Raw genomic sequence first — 1,105 nt, forward strand, 5'->3', positions numbered from 1 at the left:
CAAAGAACGCGAAGGCGTGGACGTGGCCATCAATCCAGGCTTCCGCTGTCGCCGCGGGATAAGCGCGCACAAAGCAGGCATCGCTGCGCGGCAGGTCCATGACGAAGAAATGCGCCTTCTGCTCGACGCCGTCGATGATGACCACCGCCTCGCCAAAGTCGGCCTGGGCATGACCGGGCGGATGCGCCAGCGGCACGAACATCTCTCGGCCGCGCCGCTCGCGCTCCCGCATGTAGTCCTTCACGATCGTATAGCCGCCGGTGAAACCATGCTCATCGCGGAGCCGTTCGAACAACCGCTTCGCCGTGTGCCGCTGCTTGCGATGGACCTCGCGATCGCCATCCAGCCAGCCGTCGATGATCCCGGTGAACCCGTCCAGCTTCGGCCGCTTCACGGGCGCCGTTCGCCGGTATCCTGGAGGAATCGAGAACGCCAACATCTTCTGAACGCTGTCGCGCGAAATCCCGAAGTGATGCGCCGCCGCCCGCTGGCTCATGCCCTCCGCACAGGCCAATCGCACCTTACGATACAAGTCCACGGTGAAAATCCTCCCGCCCTCCCTGCCGCCAGAGAGGGTAAAGGTGGACGACTTTTACGCCGCCCGCAGCAGGCTCATCCCGCCGCTACCGTGGCAGACTTTTGCACCGCCGTTCTCACCCAGCCAGTAGCCGCACATTTTAGATTCATGACGATCATCGTATCAGCTACGAATTTCGGAATTCTTCTGAAATGGTGTGACCTCTCGGGCCCACGAACAGAACGGGCGTCGGTGAAACCGACACCCGTATCCAAGTCAAAATTTAAACTGAGTATTTATGAAGTCTTCACCCGACCCAACTAACCCGGATAATTCACGAGAAGGCGGCGGAGGTGGCGTAACCGTCTGAAACTCTGTATTTCTTGGTCATCGACGCCAAAGATTCAGATTTCAGCAGGACGACCTCCGCCATGACCCAGTCTACGTGCTCCACGCCCCGCCTGTCACCCCTCAATGGCAAGCCGGTCCTGCTCGGGTTTGACGGCGCCGACATGAGCTCCGACGCCGGCCTGACCCTGCTGCGCGAGATCGAGCGCAGGGCGGGTCTGGCGCAGCGGCTCGCAGATT

Annotated in this window: 1 protein-coding gene and 1 pseudogene; one reads left to right on the top strand and one right to left on the bottom strand. The window is 61.0% G+C overall.

Features of this window, described 5'->3' with window-relative positions; translation table 11 throughout:
* A partial coding sequence (locus JSE7799_RS10365; RefSeq protein WP_503089884.1) for a transposase occupies nucleotides 1–538 on the bottom strand: 538 nt, incomplete at its 3' end.
* 410 nt (nucleotides 539–948) lie between these two features.
* Here JSE7799_RS10365 and JSE7799_RS20475 point away from each other — a divergent pair.
* Nucleotides 949–1,105: pseudogene (locus JSE7799_RS20475) on the top strand (IS1380 family transposase); the annotation flags it as partial.

This window comes from Jannaschia seosinensis, assembly GCF_001408515.1.
Taxonomy (GTDB): Bacteria; Pseudomonadota; Alphaproteobacteria; order Rhodobacterales; family Rhodobacteraceae; genus Jannaschia; species Jannaschia seosinensis.